Source organism: uncultured Campylobacter sp., assembly GCF_938041645.1.
In the GTDB taxonomy this organism is placed as follows: domain Bacteria; phylum Campylobacterota; class Campylobacteria; order Campylobacterales; family Campylobacteraceae; genus Campylobacter_B.
This window is the reverse complement of sequence record NZ_CALIST010000014.1, coordinates 1-20,888: the sequence shown is the minus strand read 5'-3', so window position 1 is coordinate 20,888 and position 20,888 is coordinate 1. Positions and strand designations below refer to the sequence as shown.

20 protein-coding genes are annotated in these 20,888 nt (G+C 50.1%); 6 read left to right on the top strand and 14 right to left on the bottom strand.

Annotation, left to right across the window (positions count from 1 at the left end; genetic code table 11):
* Nucleotides 1–5 precede the first annotated feature (5 nt).
* Genes Q0600_RS01795 through Q0600_RS01770 form a run of 6 tightly spaced genes read right to left on the bottom strand, consistent with a single transcriptional unit; the run spans nucleotide 6 to nucleotide 6,425 of the window.
* Entirely contained in the window at nucleotides 6–1,097 is a 1,092-nt protein-coding gene (locus tag Q0600_RS01795; RefSeq protein WP_298756236.1) for an ABC transporter permease, read from the bottom strand.
* Nucleotides 1,094–1,822, bottom strand: coding sequence for a hypothetical protein (locus Q0600_RS01790; protein ID WP_298756233.1), 729 nt, complete (start codon nucleotides 1,820–1,822; stop codon nucleotides 1,094–1,096). Before Q0600_RS01790 ends, Q0600_RS01795 begins: the two co-directional genes overlap by 4 nt.
* Nucleotides 1,810–2,169: a hypothetical protein gene (locus Q0600_RS01785; RefSeq protein WP_298756231.1), complete on the bottom strand. Its 360-nt coding sequence runs from the start codon at nucleotides 2,167–2,169 to the stop codon at nucleotides 1,810–1,812. Before Q0600_RS01785 ends, Q0600_RS01790 begins: the two co-directional genes overlap by 13 nt.
* Nucleotides 2,166–3,788 (bottom strand): ABC transporter permease, encoded by a 1,623-nt coding sequence (locus Q0600_RS01780; protein WP_298756228.1) that lies wholly within the window; start codon nucleotides 3,786–3,788, stop codon nucleotides 2,166–2,168. The genes Q0600_RS01785 and Q0600_RS01780 overlap by 4 nt, the downstream gene beginning before the upstream one ends.
* On the bottom strand, nucleotides 3,785–4,648 hold the full coding sequence (locus Q0600_RS01775) for a hypothetical protein (protein ID WP_298756225.1): 864 nt from the start codon (nucleotides 4,646–4,648) through the stop codon (nucleotides 3,785–3,787). The genes Q0600_RS01780 and Q0600_RS01775 overlap by 4 nt, the downstream gene beginning before the upstream one ends.
* A complete protein-coding gene (locus tag Q0600_RS01770) occupies nucleotides 4,635–6,425 on the bottom strand; it encodes an ATP-binding cassette domain-containing protein (RefSeq protein WP_298756222.1) in 1,791 nt (596 codons plus the stop codon). The genes Q0600_RS01775 and Q0600_RS01770 overlap by 14 nt, the downstream gene beginning before the upstream one ends.
* 773 nt (nucleotides 6,426–7,198) lie before the next feature.
* On the opposite strand from Q0600_RS01770, the gene Q0600_RS01765 reads away from it, so the two are divergent.
* Nucleotides 7,199–7,441 carry a hypothetical protein gene (locus Q0600_RS01765; protein WP_298756219.1) on the top strand — a complete coding sequence of 81 codons (243 nt, stop codon included), beginning with the start codon at nucleotides 7,199–7,201 and terminating at the stop codon, nucleotides 7,439–7,441.
* 166 nt (nucleotides 7,442–7,607) lie between these two features.
* Here the strand turns inward: Q0600_RS01765 and Q0600_RS01760 are convergent, their stop codons facing one another.
* Entirely contained in the window at nucleotides 7,608–8,573 is a 966-nt protein-coding gene (locus Q0600_RS01760; RefSeq protein ID WP_298756217.1) for an HlyD family efflux transporter periplasmic adaptor subunit, read from the bottom strand.
* Between the two features lie 664 nt (nucleotides 8,574–9,237).
* A complete protein-coding gene (locus Q0600_RS01755) occupies nucleotides 9,238–9,720 on the bottom strand; it encodes a flavodoxin domain-containing protein (protein ID WP_298756214.1) in 483 nt (160 codons plus the stop codon).
* A gap of 212 nt (nucleotides 9,721–9,932) precedes the next feature.
* Between Q0600_RS01755 and Q0600_RS01750 the strand changes: the two genes are divergently transcribed.
* The 3 genes from Q0600_RS01750 (at nucleotide 9,933) to Q0600_RS01740 (ending at nucleotide 11,745) form a co-directional block, all read left to right on the top strand.
* Nucleotides 9,933–10,430 (top strand): hypothetical protein, encoded by a 498-nt coding sequence (locus Q0600_RS01750; protein ID WP_298756211.1) that lies wholly within the window; start codon nucleotides 9,933–9,935, stop codon nucleotides 10,428–10,430.
* Between the two features lie 249 nt (nucleotides 10,431–10,679).
* Nucleotides 10,680–11,192 carry a hypothetical protein gene (locus tag Q0600_RS01745; protein WP_298756208.1) on the top strand — a complete coding sequence of 171 codons (513 nt, stop codon included), beginning with the start codon at nucleotides 10,680–10,682 and terminating at the stop codon, nucleotides 11,190–11,192.
* Nucleotides 11,193–11,241: 49 nt separating this feature from the next.
* A complete protein-coding gene (locus Q0600_RS01740) occupies nucleotides 11,242–11,745 on the top strand; it encodes a hypothetical protein (RefSeq protein WP_298756206.1) in 504 nt (167 codons plus the stop codon).
* A gap of 118 nt (nucleotides 11,746–11,863) precedes the next feature.
* Here Q0600_RS01740 and Q0600_RS01735 read toward each other — a convergent pair whose 3' ends face one another.
* The 6 genes from Q0600_RS01735 to mltG form a co-directional block, all read right to left on the bottom strand.
* A complete protein-coding gene (locus Q0600_RS01735; protein WP_298756203.1) occupies nucleotides 11,864–12,418 on the bottom strand; it encodes a 2-oxoacid:acceptor oxidoreductase family protein in 555 nt (184 codons plus the stop codon).
* The gene (locus Q0600_RS01730; protein WP_298756200.1) at nucleotides 12,415–13,260 is read right to left on the bottom strand and encodes a 2-oxoglutarate ferredoxin oxidoreductase subunit beta; all 846 of its coding nucleotides are present in this window, start codon (nucleotides 13,258–13,260) and stop codon (nucleotides 12,415–12,417) included. Before Q0600_RS01730 ends, Q0600_RS01735 begins: the two co-directional genes overlap by 4 nt.
* Nucleotides 13,261–14,382: a 2-oxoglutarate synthase subunit alpha gene (locus Q0600_RS01725; protein ID WP_298756199.1), complete on the bottom strand. Its 1,122-nt coding sequence runs from the start codon at nucleotides 14,380–14,382 to the stop codon at nucleotides 13,261–13,263.
* Complete coding sequence (locus Q0600_RS01720) at nucleotides 14,382–14,693, bottom strand: 4Fe-4S binding protein (RefSeq protein ID WP_177388316.1); 312 nt, start codon at nucleotides 14,691–14,693, stop codon at nucleotides 14,382–14,384. Before Q0600_RS01720 ends, Q0600_RS01725 begins: the two co-directional genes overlap by 1 nt.
* A 399-nt stretch (nucleotides 14,694–15,092) precedes the next feature.
* The gene (locus Q0600_RS01715; protein ID WP_298756196.1) at nucleotides 15,093–15,974 is read right to left on the bottom strand and encodes a malate dehydrogenase; all 882 of its coding nucleotides are present in this window, start codon (nucleotides 15,972–15,974) and stop codon (nucleotides 15,093–15,095) included.
* 109 nt (nucleotides 15,975–16,083) lie between these two features.
* On the bottom strand, nucleotides 16,084–17,034 hold the full coding sequence (mltG, locus tag Q0600_RS01710) for an endolytic transglycosylase MltG (RefSeq protein WP_298756193.1): 951 nt from the start codon (nucleotides 17,032–17,034) through the stop codon (nucleotides 16,084–16,086).
* 130 nt (nucleotides 17,035–17,164) lie between these two features.
* Between mltG and Q0600_RS01705 the strand changes: the two genes are divergently transcribed.
* Nucleotides 17,165–19,753, top strand: coding sequence for an AsmA-like C-terminal domain-containing protein (locus tag Q0600_RS01705; protein WP_298756190.1), 2,589 nt, complete (start codon nucleotides 17,165–17,167; stop codon nucleotides 19,751–19,753).
* Nucleotides 19,750–20,811, top strand: coding sequence for a tyrosine-type recombinase/integrase (locus tag Q0600_RS01700; RefSeq protein WP_298756187.1), 1,062 nt, complete (start codon nucleotides 19,750–19,752; stop codon nucleotides 20,809–20,811). The genes Q0600_RS01705 and Q0600_RS01700 overlap by 4 nt, the downstream gene beginning before the upstream one ends.
* Nucleotides 20,812–20,888: the final 77 nt, after the last annotated feature.

The window sequence follows — 20,888 nt, the reverse complement described above, 5'->3', positions numbered from 1 at the left end:
AATCCCTAATCCAGCTTATTTCTAAAAAGCGACGCCGCAAAGCTCAACGTGCCCACGCCGATCAGCAGCAGCGGCACGATGAGATGCCACAGCTCGCCCAGGCTTGCGCCCTCCAGATAGATCCGCCACATGCAGTTGTTGGCATAATACATCGGATCTAGGTGCGCGATGTAGTAAAACCACCGCGGCATCGCGTCCGCAGGCGTTATCAGCCCACTTATCATAATGCACGGCAGCAGGAACAAAAACGAGCTCACGACCGATTGTAGCGAGGTTTTGCAGACGGTCGAGATCACGAGGCCGATGCCTACGTTGCAAGCGCTAAAGATCGCAATGATCGCAAAAAGGTGCGCAAAGCGCCCGCGGAATGGAATTTCGAAGTAAAACACGCAGATCAAAAACAGCGCGAGCCCCTGCGCGATCGCGATCAGCACGGGCGGCGTCGCCTTGCCGATCAGCATCTCAAGCGGGTTTGCGGGCGTCATCAGCATCATATCGAAGCTCCCCTCCTCGCGCTCGCGGGAGACGCTAAACGCCGATAGCATCAGCACCTGAATCATCGAAAGCCCCAAAATCATCCCCGTCATGATCGTGTAGCGCGTGATCGTGTTTTCGTTAAAAACATAGCGCGGATTTATGCTGATTAAATTGACAAAATGCTGCGCGTTGTATTCCCCCGCTATGGCCTGCACGAAGCCGATGACGGTGTTCGCCAAGGTCGTATTGCGCGAATCCGCGATGATCAGAAACTCGTGCGTATCCTTAAAATCGCTGCCGAAATAGATCCCAATGATCGCCTCGCCCTCGCTTACGGCGCGGCGCAGACAGGTTAGGTCTTTGCAGCCAAGTTCGGTCTTAAACATCGGCGTAGCGGCGATGCTCTGCACCAGCGCGGTGGACGTCGCATCGCGGGCATCGTCCAAAATCGCGTAGCGCACCTGCTCGGGGGTGAAATTCGCGCCGTAGCCGAATATGATCGCCTGCACCAGCACCGGCACGATCAGCACCATGCGCGTGCCCTTGTCGCGAAACATCGCCAAAAATTCCTTTTTTATCAGCGCGCGAATTCGAAGCAGGGATTTTCGCAGAGCGTTCATCGCGCGCTCCTTTCAAATTTAGCGGCACCTTTAAATTTAGCGCCATTTTCAAATTTAGAGGCGCTGGCGGGCGGAACGGAATTTGAGATAAAATTTAAAAACGGAATGGACGCGGGTTTAAATTTATGCGGCGCGCGCGTAAATTTTAAAATTTCAAACCGATTACTCAGCTTGGGCGTAAAATTTAAAATTTCAGATCTATTGCGCAGCACCTCGCGCGTAAATTTTAAAAGTGCAAGCTTAAATTTACGCGGCGGCAAGGAGATGAAATTTAAAAGCGCGTTTGTGAGGCCAAATTTACTAAATTTTTCCGCGCGCGCCGTTTTGTAGCCGCGCCGTATAGCTGCGCTACGAAGTCGCACTATGCGGCGGCGCACAAAATTCGAATATCCGCCCGCATGATTAAATCTAACCGCGCACCGTTTTTCTGTCGCGTCGTACGTATACCGCGAAGTAAGCGGTGCCGCGCGCCCTACTTCGGCTTTATCTGTGCGCGGCAAAATACGACGCGGAGCACGTGTTAAAGCATGGCGCAGAGCATGCGGCGGCTCGTGAATAAACTTTAAGATTTTAAATTCGCACTGCGATGCGAAATTTTGTGCGATGTGTGCATAATGCACGCATCCGGGCACAAATTTTAAAATTCTAAATCTGTGCTGCGATATAAAATTTTGCACGGCGTTCGCGAGACGCGCTAGAGCGTGCGTGAACTTTAAAAATCCCATCGCGCACTCCCTCTCGTGGCTACGTCGCAAGATCGCGCTGCCAAAGCTTGCTTTTTAATTAAAATTCCAAACCGATTGCACGGCATAGGCGAAAATTTTAAAAATTCCGCCGCTTGCTTTTGCAGCTCAAAGCGGCTTTTTAAGCTCTCTGCGGCGCTAAATTTTAAAATTTCAAGCCCACGCTCCGCTCGCTTGCAAAAAAATTCTAAAAATTTCATCGCGTCCTCTCTTTTGGCGGCGTGAAATTCCGCCATCGATGCCTTGGGCGAAAGCGAAACGTTAATTGCGTCGATTTTTGCGGCACGAAATTTCTCCGCGCAAGCGTAAAGCAAAAATAAAAATTTCATCGCGCGCCCCTTTTTACGCTAAGCACGCACAAGCTGAAAAACAAAACCGCTCCGAGCGCCTGAATGGCGAGGTTTACCCACAGCGTCGCGCTCTGTCCACCCGATAGGAAGCAGATGCGAAAGGACTCGACCGCGTATGTGGGCGGCAGCAGGTGCCCGATGAAGTTGACCGCCGCGGGCAGTCCGCGCAGATCGAATATCATGCCGCTAAGCAGCGTCACGGGCAGATAGCCGATGACGATGGCGTATTCCTGCGCTAGGAATTGATTTTTGCAGATCGCCGAGATCAGCATGCCTAGGCAGGTCATCTCCAGCACGAAGACGCAAAGCGTCGCCAGTAGCATCGCCACGCTGCCGCGGATCGGGATGCCTAAAAGAACCTGCCCGTAAACGAGCGTCATCGCGCCGCCTAAAAGCGCCAGGAAATAATACGCGCCGACCTTGGCAGTGACGATCTCAAGTGCGCTTGCATTGGAGTTGTAAAGCGAGGCGATCGTGCCGCGGTCCCATTCGCGCGAGATCACGACCGCGACCATAAACAGGCAGATGAGCCCCAAAATCCCCACGTACTCGGCAGATACGAGATACCACGTCGATTCGTTGGCTTCGTTGAACCAGCTGCGATAATTCACGCTGACGGGCTTTGCTGCGGCGTTTAAATTTGTGTTTAAAAAGCCGTAATCTTGCGCCAAAACCTGCTCGATTACGCCCGCGACATAGACGTAGCTAAGAAGCGCGAGCTGCGACTGAGTGGCGTTTTGGATAAGGAAAATCTCGGCGCCGTCTTTATTCGAGCCGCTCGCGCCGCCTCCTGCACCATTTGAGCCGCCTACATTACTTGAGCTGCCGCCGTTATTTACAACGCCGCCCGCGCTGTGAGCGCCGTTAGCGGAAGGGCTTGCATTGACGCCGCCGTTCGTATTTTGGAGATCGTCTGCTCCGCCCATGAGGCCCGTATTCGTATCGCCTGCGCCGCCGATTAAATTTGCGCTGCCTTGATTTGCGCTCACGTCGCCTGCGCTGCTACCGGAATTTACAGTCGCGCCGCTTAAATTTACTCCGCTGCCGCCCGCTTCCGCGCCGTTGCGGTGCAAACTCTCGCCGCTTGCGCCGCCTGTGGAGGCGTTTATGTCGCTCTCCGTGCCCGCGCCTCTGTCCTCAAGCGGACGGACATTTGCGCCGCCGCTCACATTTTGGAGATTGTCCGCGCCGCCTGTGGAGGAGCTGTCGTCGCTAGAAAGGTTTAAATTTACGCCGCCGCCCGCGTCGCCGAGTCCGCCCAAAGTGCTTTGAAATTTCGCCGCAAAGCGCGGATCAAAATACAAAATGCTCTCGATCTCGTGCGCCTTAAAATCTCTCCTCGCGCTCTCTAAGTCCGTGTAAACGCGGGTTTGTAGGTATTTTGAGCCCAAAAATCCGCCGAGCAGATCCCGCTCGATTTTGGAGCCCAGATCGCTTACGAAGCCCACTTTGACGGGCTTTATGTCCATCCGCATCGCGTATCCGTAGATCACGACCAAAATTAACGGCATCAAAAACGCGATCACAAGCGCCGATCGGTCCTTTGCGATCTGCGCAAACTCCTTTTTTACTAGGATTTTTAAAAAGGTAAAGTTCATCCGCCCTGCCCCTGCACTTGGATTTTACGCCGCTGCGCCGCTCGCGGCGAGCCTCTAAATTTTGATCGCGCAAATTCGGCGACTGCCGCGCTTTGAAATTTTAGCCGCGTGATCGCATTTGGCACGCCCCCAAATTTTAATTGCAAAAGTGCGGCAACCGAGATTTGAAATTTTAACGGCACAGATGGACTGCCCGCGCCCATTTCGCTCATCGCGCCCTGAAATTTTGATCGCGCGAGCACATACGGCGGGCTTTGAAATTTTATGCACCGCGGCATTGTCTCGCTGCGTAATTTCTGACGCAAAAGCTCCGCGGCGGCGCAAAATCCGCGATGAAATTTTTGCATTAGGGCTTTAAATTTACAAGCTGTTTGCAAACTGACCGCCATTTTAAATTTGCGATCTGTTTGCAGAGTGGTCGCTCTTTTGAATTTATGATCTATTTGCGAGCCGTTCGCGCTTTGAAATTTACGGCGCAGACGAAGCGGGCTCGCTTCAGCGCGGAGCTCGCGCAGTATCCATCTACAAAATCCGCGCCGTACCCTGCTGCGCGACGTCTCATTCAAAATTCCACTACCGCTTGAAATTTCGCAATCTCTTAAAATTCCGCCGCCATTTAAAATTTTACTATCGCTCCGAATTTCGCCGCTGCTAAAAATCCTGCTGCCGCTTAGAATTTTACCGACATTAAGAGCCAAGCCGCTCAAAATTCCGCCGCCGTTTAAAATTTCATCGCCTCGCAAGACCCTTTCGCCGCTTAGAATTTTACCGCGCGGGCGCGCAGCTTTTCGCTCCGCCCGCATAAAATTCAGATCAAAAATCCTCGCAGCTCGCGCAAAATTTAGATCAAAAGCCCTCATCGCCCGCCTCGCTTCTAAATTTTTGCACCTCGTTTATGAAGGCCTGCTGCACGCTAAGCCGCCGCCCGCGCTGCACGCAGACTTCGTCGGGACTGCCTAGCGCCAGGATTTTGCCGCGATCTTGGATCAAAAACCGATCGCAATACTCCGCCTCCTCCATAAAATGCGTCGTCACGACCACGCTCACGCCGGTGCGCGCGAGCGCATTTATGCGGTTCCAAAAAAGCCTGCGCGAGAGCGGATCGGCGCCGCTGGTGGCCTCGTCGAGAAACAAAATCTCAGGGCGGTGGATGAGCGCGCACGCCATGCTGAGGTTGCGCCCCGCGCCGAACGGCAGGTTTTGCCACGTCTCGTTTCGCAGCCGCTGCAAGCCAAACTCGCTCAAAAGCTCCTCTATGCGCCGCTTCAGCGCCATGCCGCCGATGCCGTAGCTGCGGCCGAAATACTCTAAATTTTGATAGCAGCTTAGCTTTTTGTAAAGCGAAAATTTCTGCGAGACGTAGCCGATGCGCGATCTGATCGATGATTTAGCGTGGCGCAGATCCTCGCCCATGACCGAGATCTCGCCCCCGCTCATCCCCAAAAGCGCGCAGATCATGCGAAAGGTCGTCGTCTTGCCCGCGCCGTTTGGACCCAAAAGACCGAAAATCTCGCCCTTTTTGACCTCGAAACTCGTATTTTCCACAGCGGTGAATGAGCCGAATTTTTTACTCACGTCGCGCACTTTGATGACGGTTTGAGCCGCATCGAAGCTCCTTTTTTCGTAGCCGAAGTTTGCCGCGCCGATCTCTGCTTTATTTAAAAAAATATACGCATCCTCTAGGCTCGCCTCGCGCGGGCTTAGTTTAAATTTAGCGCCCCCGTTTTCGCGCTCTGTATTTTCGCCGTCACCCTCTAGGCTTGCGTTTAAAAACTCCTGCAGATCGCGCAGGCTTATCGGCTCTTCGCTTAGCAGATCGACGCTGCCGTCTCTGGGGCAGATGTCGATGAGCGGGGAGTTTTTTAAAAATCTTTGCGTTTTAAACATCAAGCGGCGCGCCAAGCTCTGATAATCCTCGCCGCCTATGCGAAAGGTGCGATCCCGCAGCGCCGCGGTGATCTTTACGGCGGGATCTTGCGCTATGATCTTGCCGCCGAGCAAAATCAGCGTCAGATCGGCATCCGCCGCCTCGTCGAAATACGCCGTCGAAAATATGCATTTCGCGCCGCTTTGATCCAGATACTCGCGCACGATCGCCCACAGCTCGCTGCGCGAGAGCGGATCAACGCCGACGGTAGGCTCATCGAGTACCAAAAGCCGCGGTTTTGCCGCAATAGCGCAGGCGACGCCGAGCTTTTGCTTCATCCCGCCGGAGAGCGAATCCACGGCGTAATCTTTAAATTTCAAAAGCCCTACGCGGCGCAAAAGCCCGCGCAGATACTCCTCGCCGTCTTTTAGATCGAGCCCTTTTAGGCCCGCGAAAATGTTTAAATTTTGCCAGACGCTAAGCTCCTCGTAAAGCCCCAGGCTCTGCGACATATAGCCGTTTGCGCGGACGAATTCTTTATTTTCGCCGCTAGGGGTGAAGCCGGCAAATTTTATCTCGCCGCAATCGGGCGCGATGATGCCGCAGATGAGCTTTAAAAGCGTGGATTTGCCCGCGCCGTCGGGACCCGTGAGGCTGATGAGCCGCGGCGTATCGTCAATTCGCAGATCAAAATTTTCAAAAACGACGTTTTTGCTGCGATCCTCTCGCAGGTAAAATTTCTTTAAATTTACGATATTTAGTAGATCCAAGCCTAGCTCCAAATTTTATATTTACTCGCCCCGTCGCTTGGCGCGACGAACGAGACCTACGCACGCCGAAAAGGCGCTCTTTATCGCGACGCCTTGCTTCTGCAGCCGCAAAGACGTCGTGGTTTTGCGACCGCTACGGCGTCTTAGTTTTGTGACAGCCGCGGCATCTCGGTTCTACAGACGCCGCGCGCTTTAAACTTCGCGACGCGCGTCAAACAATTTCGCCCAAACCTCGCATAGCATAAATTCGACGCAACTTACCGCAAGCGCGCGAAACTAAGCCCTATCGCGTCTAGGCGCCCTGCAATCGCCCGCTCGAATTTTGCGTGCCCGCACGATCGGCGTTGCTTACGGCTCGCGCCGAATATTCCGCGCGACGCCCGATCCGTCTTGAGCGTGTGCATATCGCATCGGCTAGCCGCGCCGCTAACGATGCGCACACAACGCGCATGGACGGGGCGGTCTCCAAAACATGAAGCAGCCCGTGAGTATCCGCGATAAATTCGCTTCAAAACGCAAACGAAAGCGGAGTTTTCAGACGCCCGGCGAGCTGTGAGCGCCGAGCTCTATCTTCGCTGCGCCTCTTTCGGTGAGATTTTGCCGCCGCCCGCCTTTCGGGGTGAAATTTCACCGCCGCGCACAATCGGTATTTTATCGCGCCGTTTGTTTATCGCAAAACGCTCGCTAGAAAAAAAGTCCGTTGCCGTTATACCGCCCGATTTTTTACCTCGTCGTCGCCGAGCCGCAAATTTTAAAATTTAACCCGCGCTGCTTTGCGCCAAAATTTCGCCGAAATTTTACTCGCTGCGCTGCGAAATTCCGATCTTTTATCCAAAGCCGTTACCGGCTCGCGCAAAACCCGCGCGATAAAATTTACGCCGCCTTTGTACGACCTCGTTATAAGCGCACAGCATTTTATCGCCGCCGAGACGATGTATTTTAGGCGCAGCAAAAATTTATCGCCCTGCCCTGCCGAACAGGCGCCGTTTAAATTCCGCCTCGAAGTGCACTTTTAAAATTTCATCAGGCCCACACACGCCGTATACACGGCTTGCGCGGCGTTGCGTAAAATTTCTCGGGCAGCGAGCTATGCTATTCAAATTTCGCCCGCAGTGTCCGAAGTGCCGCCCACGCGCTAAAATTTCGCTCATGCATTAAAATTTCGCGCGCAACGCTTGCGCGTTAAAATTCCACGCTGATCGGCTGACCTAAGCGAAACTGCTCATCTTCGTCGCTAAAATCGGCGCGCGCCTCCCACACGAGATCTGCGCGCAGCTCCTCGGTCTGCACCGTGCGGGGCGTGTACATCGCGGTTTGGCTCACGTAGGCGACCTTTGCGCTCGCGCTAGAGCCGTCCGTAGCGATGATCCGCACGCTCTGTCCGGCACGCAGGAAGCGGAGCTGATTTTCGCTTAGATAAAATTTCGCGCGCTTGTTTTTTACTTCGCTGAGCTCAAAAACGCCCACGCTGGGTATGCTGATGTCGCCAAGCTCCTTCAGGCGCGCTCTGATCTGCCCGCTAAAGGGCGCTTTTAGCACGCTTTGCGTCTCGATTTGGTAGTTCAGATATTTCAAATTTTCCTCGCAGCTTGCCAAATTTGCGCGCGCAGTGCCGACATCCTCGTCGCGGTAGCCGCTTTGAAGCTGGCGCAGATTAGCCTGCGCGCTTTGCAGCTGGGCTTGCGTGCGCTTCATCGAGTAAAACGCCTCGTCGATCTGCTGCTTGGACGCGGAGTTGGTTTTGCCCAGGCTCTTGAGGCGCTCGTTCGTCAAAGTAGCGAGCTGTAGGGCGTTTTGCAGCGCGCTTACGTTCGCCGCCGCCATCTCGATCTCCTCGCTACGAAAGCCGCTTTGTAATTTCTGCAAGCTAAATTTAAGCCCGTCGCATCTTGCGATCTGAATACGCCTTTGATAGCTCAGATCCGCCGTATCCAGAGCCGCCAAGACGTCGCCAGCCTGCACGAAATCGCCCTCGTCGCGATAAAGCGCGCTAATGCGGCCGCTGCGCTCGAAGCTAAGCGAACTCTGCCTGATATCGATGATGCCGTAGGCCTTGTGCGCGACCTCTTCGCGCCTATCGAGATTGAAGTAGATCGCCGCGGCGAGAGCGGCCAGCGCAAAAACGACGAAAAATAGAAGCCTTTTCATAGATCGCCTTAAATTTTGATATGCGGTTATTATAAAATAACTTTTCTAATGCGGCGCTGATATTTGAGGCTCGGGCGGTGATTTTATAAATCGATCGCATTAAATTTGCCGTATTAAATTGAGCGCTGCGCGCGGGCTAGATTTTGGAGCTTGGGAGGATAAAATTTAGCCTATCTGCGTGATTTCAAGCGGCACGGCTTGTAAAACGCAGCGACTTTTTGAACTAAAAATTTTAAAATTTTAATGCGGAGGCTCTGCTCGGAAGCGGAGCGTGGAATTTTAACGTGCGGGTGCCGCGCTAGTACTGCGGGCGGAATTTTGTCGCGAAAGCGAAATTTTATCGCGCTAGCGGCATCAAGCATCGCAGGCGAAATTTATCGTTTATTGCACGAATAGCGCGCAAGTTGCCGCGAACTAAATTTTATCGCGGCAATTGTTTAGAGCTATTCGGCGCAGCGAGCCGGAATTTGCGGCTCCCGCTAGCGATAAATTTTACGCGGCATGAGCAGGCGGCGCTTGAATGTGGCGGAAATTCTAACGCTGTGGCGAGTAAAATTTAAGAGGGCTTCGCTTTCAAGCGGAGCGCGGAATTTAATGGCGAAATTTAACGAGCATTGGGCTTTATGGGCCCAATGCTCGCTCGGTCGTGCAAAAGTTGAAATATTTAAAACTCACCTTTAACCGCGACGATCCACTTATCGGCCCTTGCCTGCCAGTGCTCGTCGCCCTTAAAATCGATCGTAAGACCTACGAATTTGCCGTTTATGAAGGCGCGCGAATGTTTAAATTTATATCCCTCTGCACCCCAAGCACCGATGAGATCGGCCTTTTTAAGCACCGGCAAAAACGTGCTCATACCGCTGCAAAAATCGCTGCCGTGGCGCTCGATGTTGCCAACGCCTATGAGCGCGACCTTGCGTCCGTCAAAATCAGTTTTATTCAAAAGCTCCAATTTGTCGTCAAATTTAGCCTGGATCTGTCCGTCGCCGTGCGTCGAAGCCGCAAAAATAAACGCGCCCGCTCCTGCCAAATCCTCCTCATTTAGCTCTTTGGCCTCCTTGATCTCAAAGCCGAGCTTTGAAGCGATGTATTCGCTCACGACCTTCGTGTCGCCGCCTTTGGTAGCGTAAACTAATAGTTTTTTCATTTTCTCTCCTTAAAAATAAGAATGATTCTAACAAAATAAGATAAATTTTGAGTGAAATAAAAATTTTATAAGGCACCCAGATACGGCACGATGCCTCGTATCCAGCTAATTTTAAGCGGCAGCGAGCCGGTAAATTTTAACGCCGCCGCTTAACCGCTCGTATAAAAATCCATAGTATAATGCCGCTCGTAGCTCATTATAAAGGAGAAAACATGAAGAATTTTACATTATGTTTGATCGCAGCGATCGCACTTTGTGGTTGCGCGGCCCCGCAGGATCGATATGGTGGAGATGTTTATGACGCGAGCGAGACGAACCGCATGAGGCAGAGCGATCGGATCGAGATCGTCGATGTCCTGCCTGCCAAAATCAACTTAGAGCGCTCCGAGGGCAATACGGGTAAAATTTTAGGTGGCGTCGCAGGCGGAACTACGGGTGCGGTCATCGGGCATAAGCTCGGCAAACATAGCAGCAGCAGGCGCTTAGCTGAGACCGTGGGGCTCGTGGGCGGTGCGGTAGTAGGCGCGGTCGCCGGAGATGCGATCCAAAACTCCCAAAAAACGGTGCAAGGCTCCAATGTCATCTACAAGCTAAACGGCAAGGAATACTCATCCGTGCAAGCCGATCCGCCGTGCAGATTTAGACGCGGCAAGGCTCTGCTGATCCACACGGGCAGCGAAACGCGGGTTCAGCCAAACTCGGGATGCTAACAGAACTCGGTATGTTAAATTTAAAGCCGCCCAAAGCTTGCGGTGAAATTTTAAAATTTCACCGCGATGTTTAAATTTAAGAGCGGCATTTAAAAATTTAGAAACGATGTTTTAAATTTTAAAGCGGTACGGTTTTTGAAGACGGTGCCGCTAAATTTAGCAGGCGATCAAAATTTTAACTCTGCAAAATTTTAAGAGCCCGCTAAAATACTTTAATATATAATCGCCGCTTAAAAACATGGAGCGGCGATGAAAAAATTCTATCTTAAAATTTCAGCATTCGCGTTTATAACGGCATTTGTAGCGATCCCCGCGGCGGCAAAGGTAAGCGTAGATCATTTACAAACCCAAGAGGAAAAAGATTTAGCGATCTCTTGCAATAACGGCAATGGAAAATATAGCGCATGCACGAAACTAGTCGAAATTTTATCCAAAAAGTGCGACGGCGGAGATTATGAAAGCTGTGGATCGCTCGGCATAGCGCTTTTCGACTCCAATAGATATGAAGACTCCGCCTCCGCTTATAAAAAAGCTTGTGAGACCGGCGTAGTAACCTACTGCTATATGCTAAGTGCGACCGAAATACACTATGGCGGAGATGTAAATTTGGTAATTAAATATCTTGGTAAGACATGTGAAGCAGCAAATAGCCTGTTTAAAAACGAAGCGTGCAAGATAAAAGAGGAATTGGAAAAGTGCCTAAATGACAGCGAGTGCAATCCTATAAAAAAAGCAAGAATTTTGTTAAAAAGCGTAAGATGATGTTGTTTAAAAAGCCGCTTTATATATCAAAATTTAAATAGGAGAGAAAATGCAGAAAATTAAATTTATAATTCTAGCTTTCATATTTTCAATATGCTCTAGTATGGCAAGACCCATGGATTCGAGCTTTTTCAAAACTTGGGAGGAAAAAGAGCTAAATTTAGAGTGCGATAACGGCGATGGAAAATATAGCGCATGCACAGAGCTAGTCGAAATTTTATCCAAGAAGTGCGACGAAGGAGATTACGAAAGCTGCGGATCGCTCGGCGCGGTGCTTTTGGTTACAATGGGTAGATATAAAGATTCCGTTTCAGCATTAAAGAAAGCTTGCGGGGCGGATATGATGTATTATTGCTTTTTGCTAGCAGGGAATGAAATATTTTACGGCGGAAATATACATAGGGCTATCGGTTACTTTGACAAGGTTTGTTACGGAAAAAACAGCGACAAGAAGGATTTTTCCTGCAAAATAAAGGAGCAATTAGAAATTTGCCTAAGCGATAGCGAGTGCAATCCTTTAAGAAAAGCGATGAGTATACTTGTACCAAAATAAAAATTTTAACAACGCGATAAATTTCATCCTTATAGCTGATGCACTTCGCAAAAAAAAATCAAGAATAAAGCCGCTAGAATATTACCGCCCACTTCTATCGTTTCGCTGCCATAAAATTTTACTCCGTCTCCAAAACCTCTCTTGCATATTTTATCCCCAAATCATACGCCTTTTCATTTAGCGCGCGGGTTTTTTCAGGCACAGAGCGGAGCATTTGCTCTTTTACGAGCCTTGCGTCCATGCAGCGACTAAGCTCTACTGCGATCGCTAGAGCCACGACACTTTGAGTGATGACATTTCCAACTTCGTATTTTGCGATGGTGATGATTGGAATTTCATAAATTTTAAAGCTTGCCCTATCCTCATCCCTCGGGGCTACTAAATTCGGCTCGATTACGATCACGCCGCCTTTTTTCACGCCATTTTTGAAAGCATCATAGCTACTCTGCGCTGTTGCGAGCATGAAATCGATCTCGCCCTCGCTCGCGTAAGGATATAGAATTTCTTCATCGCTTAAGATAATATCTACTTTCGTAGGTCCGCCGCGTACCTGAGAGGTATACGTAGATGCCTTGATTCCATAGCCGCCGTGTGCGATCTTTGCCGCAGCTAGAATTTCGCCTGCTAGGATTACGCCTTGACCGCCCACTCCCACAAATCTTAATTGATTCATCTTAGTCCTTCAAAATTTATCACTTCGCCGCTTTGTGCCGCGTCTATCACCTTTTGATACGCCTTTGTGTATTCGGTGCGCCCATTATCTTCGTGTAAAACTCCAAGCGGAAATAGCCCTGCTCGCTCATCCTCGCTAAGAGCGTCAAATTTTGCTTTAGAAATCGTACGCGAATCAAGCCACTTTAGCATTTGCACCGCCTCGCTCATTTTATTTTTACGACCCAAATTTACGTGGCAGTTGCTAAAAATATCAAAAAAACTATAACCCTCGTGCTCAAAGCCCTTGGCTAGAAGTCGCTCGATTTTTTCTGGATTTGTCACGCTCTCGCGTCCGACAAAAGTTGCTCCGGCAGCGATCGCAAGTTTCGCCGCATCAAAGCTGGGATCGACATTGCCGTATTGCGCCGTAACCGTCCAAAACCCGCGCGGCGTCGTAGGGCTCGTCTGCGAGTTCGTAAGCCCGTAGATGAAATTATTTACCAAGATATGATTTAGATTGATATTGCGGCGGCATCCATGGATCGTGTGATTGCCCCCTATCGCAAGCCCATCGCCATCGCCAGTGACTACTATTACGTGTTTGCCTGGATTTGCAAGCTTGATACCCGTAGCATAAGCTATCGCGCGTCCGTGCGTCGTATGGACGGTATTGCAGTCTATGTAACTCGACATCCTGCCACTACAGCCGATACCGCTTACCACGCACACATCGTCCATGCTCCAGCCTACGCGGTCAATTGTGCGGATGATCGCTTTTAAGATCACTCCGTCGCCGCAGCCCCAGCACCAAAGCGTAGGCATCTTGTCCGTTCTTAGATATTTGTCGTAATCAAACGCCATTTAAAGCTCCTTTACTTTCTCGATAATCTCGCTAGGGCTGATCGGTCTGCCGTTTGCCTTAAGAAGCGTCTTAAAATCATCTCTCAAACAAGCGCGCTGCACCTCTAGCAGATACTGTCCTAAATTTAGCTCGGCGATCAAAATTTTATTAAATCTCTCCCCTAGCTCCCTTAGCTTGCGCGCAGGGCTTGGCCATAGCGTAATCGGGCGAAAAAGTCCCACACGCACGCCTTGCCCTCGTAGCTTTAAAATCGCGTCTTTTGCTGCTAAGCTAACGCTGCCGTAGGCGATGATGCAGATTTCGGCGTCATCTAGCATAAATTCCTCATATTGTACGATCTCATCTTCATGCGCCGAAATTTTATTAAAAAGCCTTTTTATAGAGCGATCCACGATCTGCTCGTTTTCGGTCGGAAAGCCCTTCGCGCCGTGATGCAGCCCCGTTATGTGATAGTGGTATCCCCTAAAAAAGGGATTTAGCACCGCAGGCTTATCGGGCGCAGCATCATAGGGCTCATAATCTTTCGGACTACCTTTAAATTCCGCCCTGCGCTCGATTTTTAGATCCGAAATTTCAGGCAGCACCGCCTTAGCCTGCATATGCCCAAGCGTCTCATCAAGCAGCAAAAATACCGGCGTCATAAACCGCTCGGCTAAATTGAAGGCGCGCACGGTTTGTGTATAAGCCTCCTTTAGCGAGCCAGGGCACAGCGCGATGCTTTGAAAATCGCCATGAGTGGGGTTGCGAGCTTGCAAAATATCGCCCTGCGCCACTCGCGTAGGAAGCCCAGTGCTAGGACCTCCGCGCATAACATTTACGATTAAAAGCGGAATTTCAGCGATAAAGCCAAGCCCGATCTGCTCTGATTTTAGCGAAATTCCAGGACCGGAGCTTGCCGTCATCGCCTTCGCACCGCTCATAGACGCACCCAAAGCTACAGAAATGCCCGAAATTTCATCCTCCATCTGGATAAATTTGCCTCCGACCTTAGGTAGCAAGCGACTCATCTCGTGCGCGATCTCGCTGCTCGGCGTGATCGGGTAGCCGCCGAAAAAATTACAGCCGCAATCAATTGCCGCACGCGCAATTAAGGCGTTGCCTGTGGAAATTACCTCTCTCATTATGCGTCCTTGGGTTTCATAAAATTATTGTTTTTGATTTTTTCAGCCATCTCTCTAGCCTGCGAGCTTAGACGAGCGAATTTAAAGCCTTTGGGCGCGACGAAAATCGCAAAATCAGGGCAGTGCAACTCGCACTCCCTACAGCCGATACAGGCGCCCTCATCCACCACGTCGATCATCATGCCCTGCACGGCGCCCTCGTCCTGTCTCATCGCGATCGCGCCGCTAGGACAGACGCTTACGCAGATGTTGCACGCCTTACAGCGGCTCTCATCTGTCCAGACGGCGCGCTGGCTCTCATTTTCGCTCATATTTTCTCCTTAATTTATCAAAATCCGCACTAAATCCCGCCTCGCGATTTAAAATTTGAAATTTTGCGGCGCAAGCCTGCTTTGATCGCATTAAAGTCCTCTCGTTTTTAAATTTTGCAGAGTTTAAATTTTAAAATTTTGTGGCGTTTAAAAATTTTACGCCACGCAGAATTCTGAGCCAAAGTAAAATTTTAATCTACGAAATTTCACAGCAGGCGAAATTGCGCAAATTTTAAAATTCCGCAGCGAATTAAATTTTACGCTACACAATTCCGCGAGCTTAAATTTCTTGCCGGAGTGAAATTTGATGCTGCAAATTCTATCGCAAAAATTCTGCGCTTTGAAATTTTAAATCTACGAATCCCGCTTCCGCGTCGCGTCGAATTCGCTTTATTTCCACTAAAACTTCAGTTCCGCTATCCGCTCACGCATCCGTTCAAGCTGCGCGTAGAAATCGCCCGAGTAGGCGAAATTTCTCTCTATCGCGCCCATTTTACCGACGCTTACGAAGCGCCCCAAAGGCACTCCCGATCTATCCGCGACGCAGCAGGCGAGCGTGCCGCAGGTATTAAAAAGGATGTATTTTATGATCTTTACGATCCCCGCAGCGGGCGCCAAATACGCCGACGTGCCCAGTAGCTCGCCGATCTGCGCGCCGGCGCGTTTGGTATTTTGCACCGCACGCTCGAAAATTTCATCCGAAATTTCAAATCCCAGCTCGTTTTTAAGCGCGATCATCTCTTCGCTATGCGGGCCCACGATCGCGCTTCTCATCGATGAAATTTCCTTGCCGCTCGCTCGCGCGAGTTCAAATTTAAGCCGCGCGCCGTCCAGCTCGCCCGCCATGCCGATGACGCGCTCCTTTGCAAACCCGCTAGCCTGCAGCGCCGCATAGACCATCATATCAAGCGGATTGGTAACGACGACGATGATGGAGTTAGGCGCGTATTTTGCGGTATCTCGCGCGCATTGCGCGACGATGGCGGCGTTACTGCCAAACAGCTCCTCCCTGCTCTGCCCCGCCTTTCTTGCGTGCCCCGCCGTGATCACGACGATACCTGCATCTGCTATGTCGCCGGGCTCTGTGCTGCCGCTTATGCGCAGATCGCGCTCGTAAACCGCCGCCGTATGAGCTAGATCTAAAGCCTTACCGCGCGCGATCTTCTCTACCGCATCCACAAGCGCGATGCTATCTAGCTTTTGGCTTAAAGAATCGCTTACGATAAGATCGTTTGCTACCGCTGCGCCGATGTTTCCCGCGCCGAATATCGCTATTTTCATTGTTATCTCCCAAATATCGATCCGCATTTTTATAACTGCAGGGGTTAAATTTTAAAATTTAAAGACGAAATCTCGTTTTTTAAATTTAATTCCGAAACGACCTTAAATTTTACCTCTGCGCCTTTACGTTGCGCTCGTGCTCGGCTTGCGTGCGCGCAAAATCGTGAAGCCCAGTCTTTTTATTTCGCATAAAATAGAGGTATTCGCTCTTTGCGGGCGCGAAAACGGCGCGTATCGCATCGCGAGAGACCACGCACACGGGCTCTTTCGGAAGTCCGTCGTTGAGGTAGGTGTTGTAGTGGCTGGTGTCGGTGCGGATGCGCTGCGAAGTGATCTTGACGTGTGAAAACTCGCCGTAATTCAGCGTACCGTCCATCTGAAGGCGCATATTTTTGGCTAAGCGGTTGTCGATGACCGAGGCTACGAGGGGCATCTCATCTGCGTTTGCGGCCTCTTTTTGAATTACAGAGGCCTTGATCAGCACCTGCTTCCATGCCGTGGCGTTATAGTCACCGCTAAGCTCGCGCGACAATCCTTCGTGGAATTTTTGCGCGCTTGAAACAAGGTGGTCGATGATATTTTTTTCGCTTTCGTTTTTGCTAATTTTGTAGGTTTCAGGCACCAAAAAGCCCTCGTAAAACGGCGCCGTGGCGTTGTATTCGCGCTCAAGCTCGCTAAAGCTTAGCCCGCGATCTTTCGCAAGCTGTTTTAAAAAGACGATCGTAGTCTCGCCCGGGATCAGCTTAATTTCGTTCATCACGGGCTTTGCGACGCTTAACTCATACAAAAATTGGTATTTGGGCAAATTTTCGCCGCTAAGCTCCAGCTCGCCAGTTTTTGCGCCGCCGTAAAAAGAAAGCAGCCTCGCGTCGAATTTACTAAATTTTGGATAGCTCTTTGAGAGTTGCGATAAAATTTTCGTTGAGCTGCCCTGGCCTATCTGCACGGTTTTCGCGTTGCCGACGCGCTCGTGCAGATCAAAACCCACGGCTAAAAGCGCGATAGCCGCAAGCTCGATACAAATGCACGCCGCTTTGATGAGCTTTATAAAGAATTTCATGCATTCCTTTCAAAATTTAGCTGAAATTATAGGCAAATAAGCCAAAATTTTGAATAAATTTCATATTATAAGCGCAGTTTTTCGGCACGCCCGCTTTGATTTTGGGGCGGAGTTTTTTGATGAGGCGACGATGTTTAGAACTTTGGCTAGATTTTTTTTGTGCATAACCATACTTTTTATAATCTGCGCGGTAGGTCTAAAACACGGTATTGCGATTTCGCAGCTGGATGTGGGCTTTGCAAAGCTTGAGGGGTTTTATCTCAAGCTAAATAAAAGTCTCGTGCTGCGTATCAAAAATCTTGAAATTACGCAAAATAATACACAAAATTTAGAGCAAAATTCCACCGATCTACGCACGCAAAGCGAGAAAATTTTAGAATTTAGCAAAAAAATCTCGCTCATCAACTCCTTTTTTGAAGAGATCGACGTGCAAAATTTGAAGATCAAGGGCGAAAGTCTAAAGCTAAAATACAAAAGCGACATTTTTTACGCCGACACGCGGTTTTTTAGGCTAAACTCGCAGATCACGCCGAGCGCAAACGGGCTAAACTTCGATCCGATCGAGCTTGAACTAAATGATTTTAATCTCACTCTGCACGGCACAGCACGGGCAAATTTCAGAGCCGATACGTATGATTTTAACGGCACCTTCGCTTCGCACGAGATCGCGGGCGAGCTTGACGTGCACAATATCGGCTCGGAGCTAAATATAGAGATAAATCGCGCCTCGGCCTTAAGTCTGAAAAATTTTATGAATGAGCTGGGCGCGCTTACGGGGCTAAATCCTCTTGCGAACGAGTGGATCTACGACAAGGCGGTCGCGCAAAACTACTACATCGAAAATCTACATGCCAAAGTCGATCTGAAAGATCCGCGCCCGATCGCCGAAAACGTTAGCGCTACAGCCTACGCGCAGGATCTTACGATAAAATTTCAACCGCAAATCGAAGCCGTAACGGTAAAAGACGCAAACATCACGCTCAAAAACGATTATCTAAGCTTCACGCTGAACGAGCCTAAATTTAAAGGCAAAAGCCTGGAGGGAAGCGGCGTGCGTATCGGCGGGCTTTTTGAAGAGAAGCCGATCGTATATCTGGATCTGCGGACTAAAGAGAGCTTGGGCAAGGACCTTGTAGCGATCCTGCAAAGCTACGGCATAGACGAGCCCGTATATCCGCTAGGCGGCGGGATCGATGCGCGCGTGCTGATAGACGTGGACGTCGAAAAGGAAAGCGCTAAGGTCGATGCGAATGTGACGCTAAAAGACGCTGATCTGATGATTTCTAAAGCGAAATTTCACTCCAAAGCCGCGCGGGTGCACATCACCGAGAAAAAAATCGACATCAAAGACGCGAATCTACAAAATGAAATTTTTAACGCCACTGCAAGCGGCAGTATCGATATCGCCACGCGCAAAGCTAAATTTAACGGCGTTATTCATAGCTTCAATCTCTCCCCGAACGGCAAAGAAATTTTAAAATTTGGCGACGCGCGAGATAATATAAGCCTTGATTTTAGCGGCAAAGCGCCGGTGCTGAGCTCGCAATTTTTAGGCGCGAAGATGAGCTTCGGCGAGCGGATCGAGATCAGCTCGCCCGATATTAGCGGAATTTTGCCATTTTCTAAGACGCTTAAAAACGCGGGCATTAGCGGCGGAGATCTTAAAATTTTAACCAGCAATTTTACAAACTTAGATATCAGCAGCAGCAATCTCATCTTTGATTTCGGTCTGCTAAACAAAGACGGAAGCCATTATAAAAACGACTCTTTCGCGCTTAGAGTGCGCGGGGGCGATCTGGAGGGCTCTAGCGGAAGCGGTAAAATTTCTCTCAAAATCAACAAAGGCGGCAACTTCGTCTCTTTAAAAGACGTGGACGTCGCGATCAATACGAGCGTGCAAACCAGCGAGTTTAATAGCGGCACGAAGGAGCGCTCGCCGATAAATTTCAGCGGGCAAAATTCTGCGATCGTGCTATCCGATCTAAATAAGACGCTTAAATTTACGCATTTTAACGGCGTACTGGACGGCAAAAATATGAACCTGAACGCGAATTTCAAACGCGGCGACGTGAAGTTGATCTTTAAAAAGAGCTTGCTTCAAATTTTTGCGCAAAACATCAGCGGCGAGGCGCTCAATCAATTCCTAGGCTCGCAGAGCTTCGACGGAGGGGTATTTACGCTAAAAGCAAGCGGCATCGATCCGCGCAACTACCGCGGCGAGATCAACGTGCAAAACACCTATCTGAAGGACTACATCATCTATCAAAGGCTGCTTAGCTTTATAAACTCCGTGCCGTCGCTGCTTACGTTTAAGACGCCCGATTTCAACGATCGCGGCTTTAGCGTGCAGAGGGGTAAAATTTACTTTCGCCGCAGCGGCGATAAAATTTACATAAACGCGATGAACTTTACCGGCAGTAGCGCCGACATCGCCGGCAACGGCGAAGTGGATATGAAAAGCGGCGCGCTAAATATCGATCTGGAGCTTAAATACCTCAAAGACGCAAGCTCGATAATCTCAAAAATTCCGCTGCTAAATCATATCATCTTGGGCGAAAACAATACGATCTCCACGATCATCGAGATTCGCGGCACGATGAAAAAGCCTACCTACTCGACCGGCGTTGCGACCGACGTGCTAAAAACGCCTTATAATCTCATCAAAAACACGCTAATGCTGCCTTTCGTGATCTTCGGCGACAGCGAGGAGAGCAAATGAAATTCCCGCTCGATTATAAGGATAGCTTTGAAAAATCGCTGCTGTTTTGGCTCGTAAAATTCGTGCGCTACAAGCTAAGCGCGCTATCGAATAAGGAGCTGAAAAACGACGCGCTGTTTCGCCGCGCAAGCCTGGCGCTAAATCACGAGGTGGCATGCATCGAAGAGCTCGAACGGCTCGCAAAAGACGCACGAAACGCGGGTCTTACCGGCATCAATACCTATTTTAACCCGCTTAAAAAATTTTACGAAGCGATCGTAGAATACAACCTTGAGAGCATGAAAAATATCGACGAGGAGCTTTTGAGCGAAATTTTAGCCTCGATTACGGGCGGGCTGAGCGATGCGAGCAAAAAAAACTACCGAATCGCGCTGATAAATTTTTTCGGCTTCATCGACCGACAAAATGAGCAGGACGGAACCTCGCACAACTTTGGCATCGAGCTTAAACACTGGGGCGGCGTTAGCGGCAGCCGCGGCACAAAGCTTCCGGAGTTTATGAACGAGGAGGAGTTAAAGCGGTTTTTGGACGCGATAAATCTAAGCGAGTTTCGCTCCTTTGCGCATCGCAACCGCCTGATCGTAAAAATCATCATCTACACCGGCATCCGCGTGGGCGAAGCGATAAATTTAAAGCGCAAAGATATCGCGCCAGAGGGCGATCTTTTCATCATCCGAATCCGCGGCAAGGGCAATAAATACCGCATCGTAATGATCAAACGCCACCTGATCGAGGAGCATCTAAACGCGCTGGAGACGAATTTTGCTAACAAAGAGGGCTATCTTTTCGTCACCAAAAACGGCGCGCCGCTTACGCAAGCATACGTCAGCGGCATCGTGGAGAAAATTTTAATGAGCGCAGGCATACGCAAGGAAAAAAACGGCGCTCATATGCTGCGCCACACCTTCGCGACGATGCTTTACAAAAAGCAAAAGGACCTCGTACTCGTCCAAGAAGCCCTCGGCCACGCGAGCCTAAATACTTCGCGCATCTACACCCACTTCGACAGCGACAAACTGCGCCTTGCGGCGAAGGTCGCGGAGGAATTCGAGGAGTGAAATTTTAAAATTTGCAGCGGCGCGAGGCTTGCTTGAGCGAGATTTTTTGAATTTCGTTTTGAGGCGGCTTTAAAATC

Coding starts and splice junctions, on each gene's coding strand:
- Q0600_RS01795 (WP_298756236.1), bottom strand. CDS start 1,097: ATGAACGCTCTGCGAAAATCCCTGCTTCGAATTCGCGCGCTGATAAAA.
- Q0600_RS01790 (WP_298756233.1), bottom strand. CDS start 1,822: ATGGGATTTTTAAAGTTCACGCACGCTCTAGCGCGTCTCGCGAACGCC.
- Q0600_RS01785 (WP_298756231.1), bottom strand. CDS start 2,169: ATGAAATTTTTATTTTTGCTTTACGCTTGCGCGGAGAAATTTCGTGCC.
- Q0600_RS01780 (WP_298756228.1), bottom strand. CDS start 3,788: ATGAACTTTACCTTTTTAAAAATCCTAGTAAAAAAGGAGTTTGCGCAG.
- Q0600_RS01775 (WP_298756225.1), bottom strand. CDS start 4,648: ATGAGGGCTTTTGATCTAAATTTTGCGCGAGCTGCGAGGATTTTTGAT.
- Q0600_RS01760 (WP_298756217.1), bottom strand. CDS start 8,573: ATGAAAAGGCTTCTATTTTTCGTCGTTTTTGCGCTGGCCGCTCTCGCC.
- Q0600_RS01755 (WP_298756214.1), bottom strand. CDS start 9,720: ATGAAAAAACTATTAGTTTACGCTACCAAAGGCGGCGACACGAAGGTC.
- Q0600_RS01750 (WP_298756211.1), top strand. CDS start 9,933: ATGAAGAATTTTACATTATGTTTGATCGCAGCGATCGCACTTTGTGGT.
- Q0600_RS01745 (WP_298756208.1), top strand. CDS start 10,680: ATGAAAAAATTCTATCTTAAAATTTCAGCATTCGCGTTTATAACGGCA.
- Q0600_RS01740 (WP_298756206.1), top strand. CDS start 11,242: ATGCAGAAAATTAAATTTATAATTCTAGCTTTCATATTTTCAATATGC.
- Q0600_RS01735 (WP_298756203.1), bottom strand. CDS start 12,418: ATGAATCAATTAAGATTTGTGGGAGTGGGCGGTCAAGGCGTAATCCTA.
- Q0600_RS01730 (WP_298756200.1), bottom strand. CDS start 13,260: ATGGCGTTTGATTACGACAAATATCTAAGAACGGACAAGATGCCTACG.
- Q0600_RS01725 (WP_298756199.1), bottom strand. CDS start 14,382: ATGAGAGAGGTAATTTCCACAGGCAACGCCTTAATTGCGCGTGCGGCA.
- Q0600_RS01720 (WP_177388316.1), bottom strand. CDS start 14,693: ATGAGCGAAAATGAGAGCCAGCGCGCCGTCTGGACAGATGAGAGCCGC.
- Q0600_RS01715 (WP_298756196.1), bottom strand. CDS start 15,974: ATGAAAATAGCGATATTCGGCGCGGGAAACATCGGCGCAGCGGTAGCA.
- mltG (WP_298756193.1), bottom strand. CDS start 17,034: ATGAAATTCTTTATAAAGCTCATCAAAGCGGCGTGCATTTGTATCGAG.
- Q0600_RS01705 (WP_298756190.1), top strand. CDS start 17,165: ATGTTTAGAACTTTGGCTAGATTTTTTTTGTGCATAACCATACTTTTT.
- Q0600_RS01700 (WP_298756187.1), top strand. CDS start 19,750: ATGAAATTCCCGCTCGATTATAAGGATAGCTTTGAAAAATCGCTGCTG.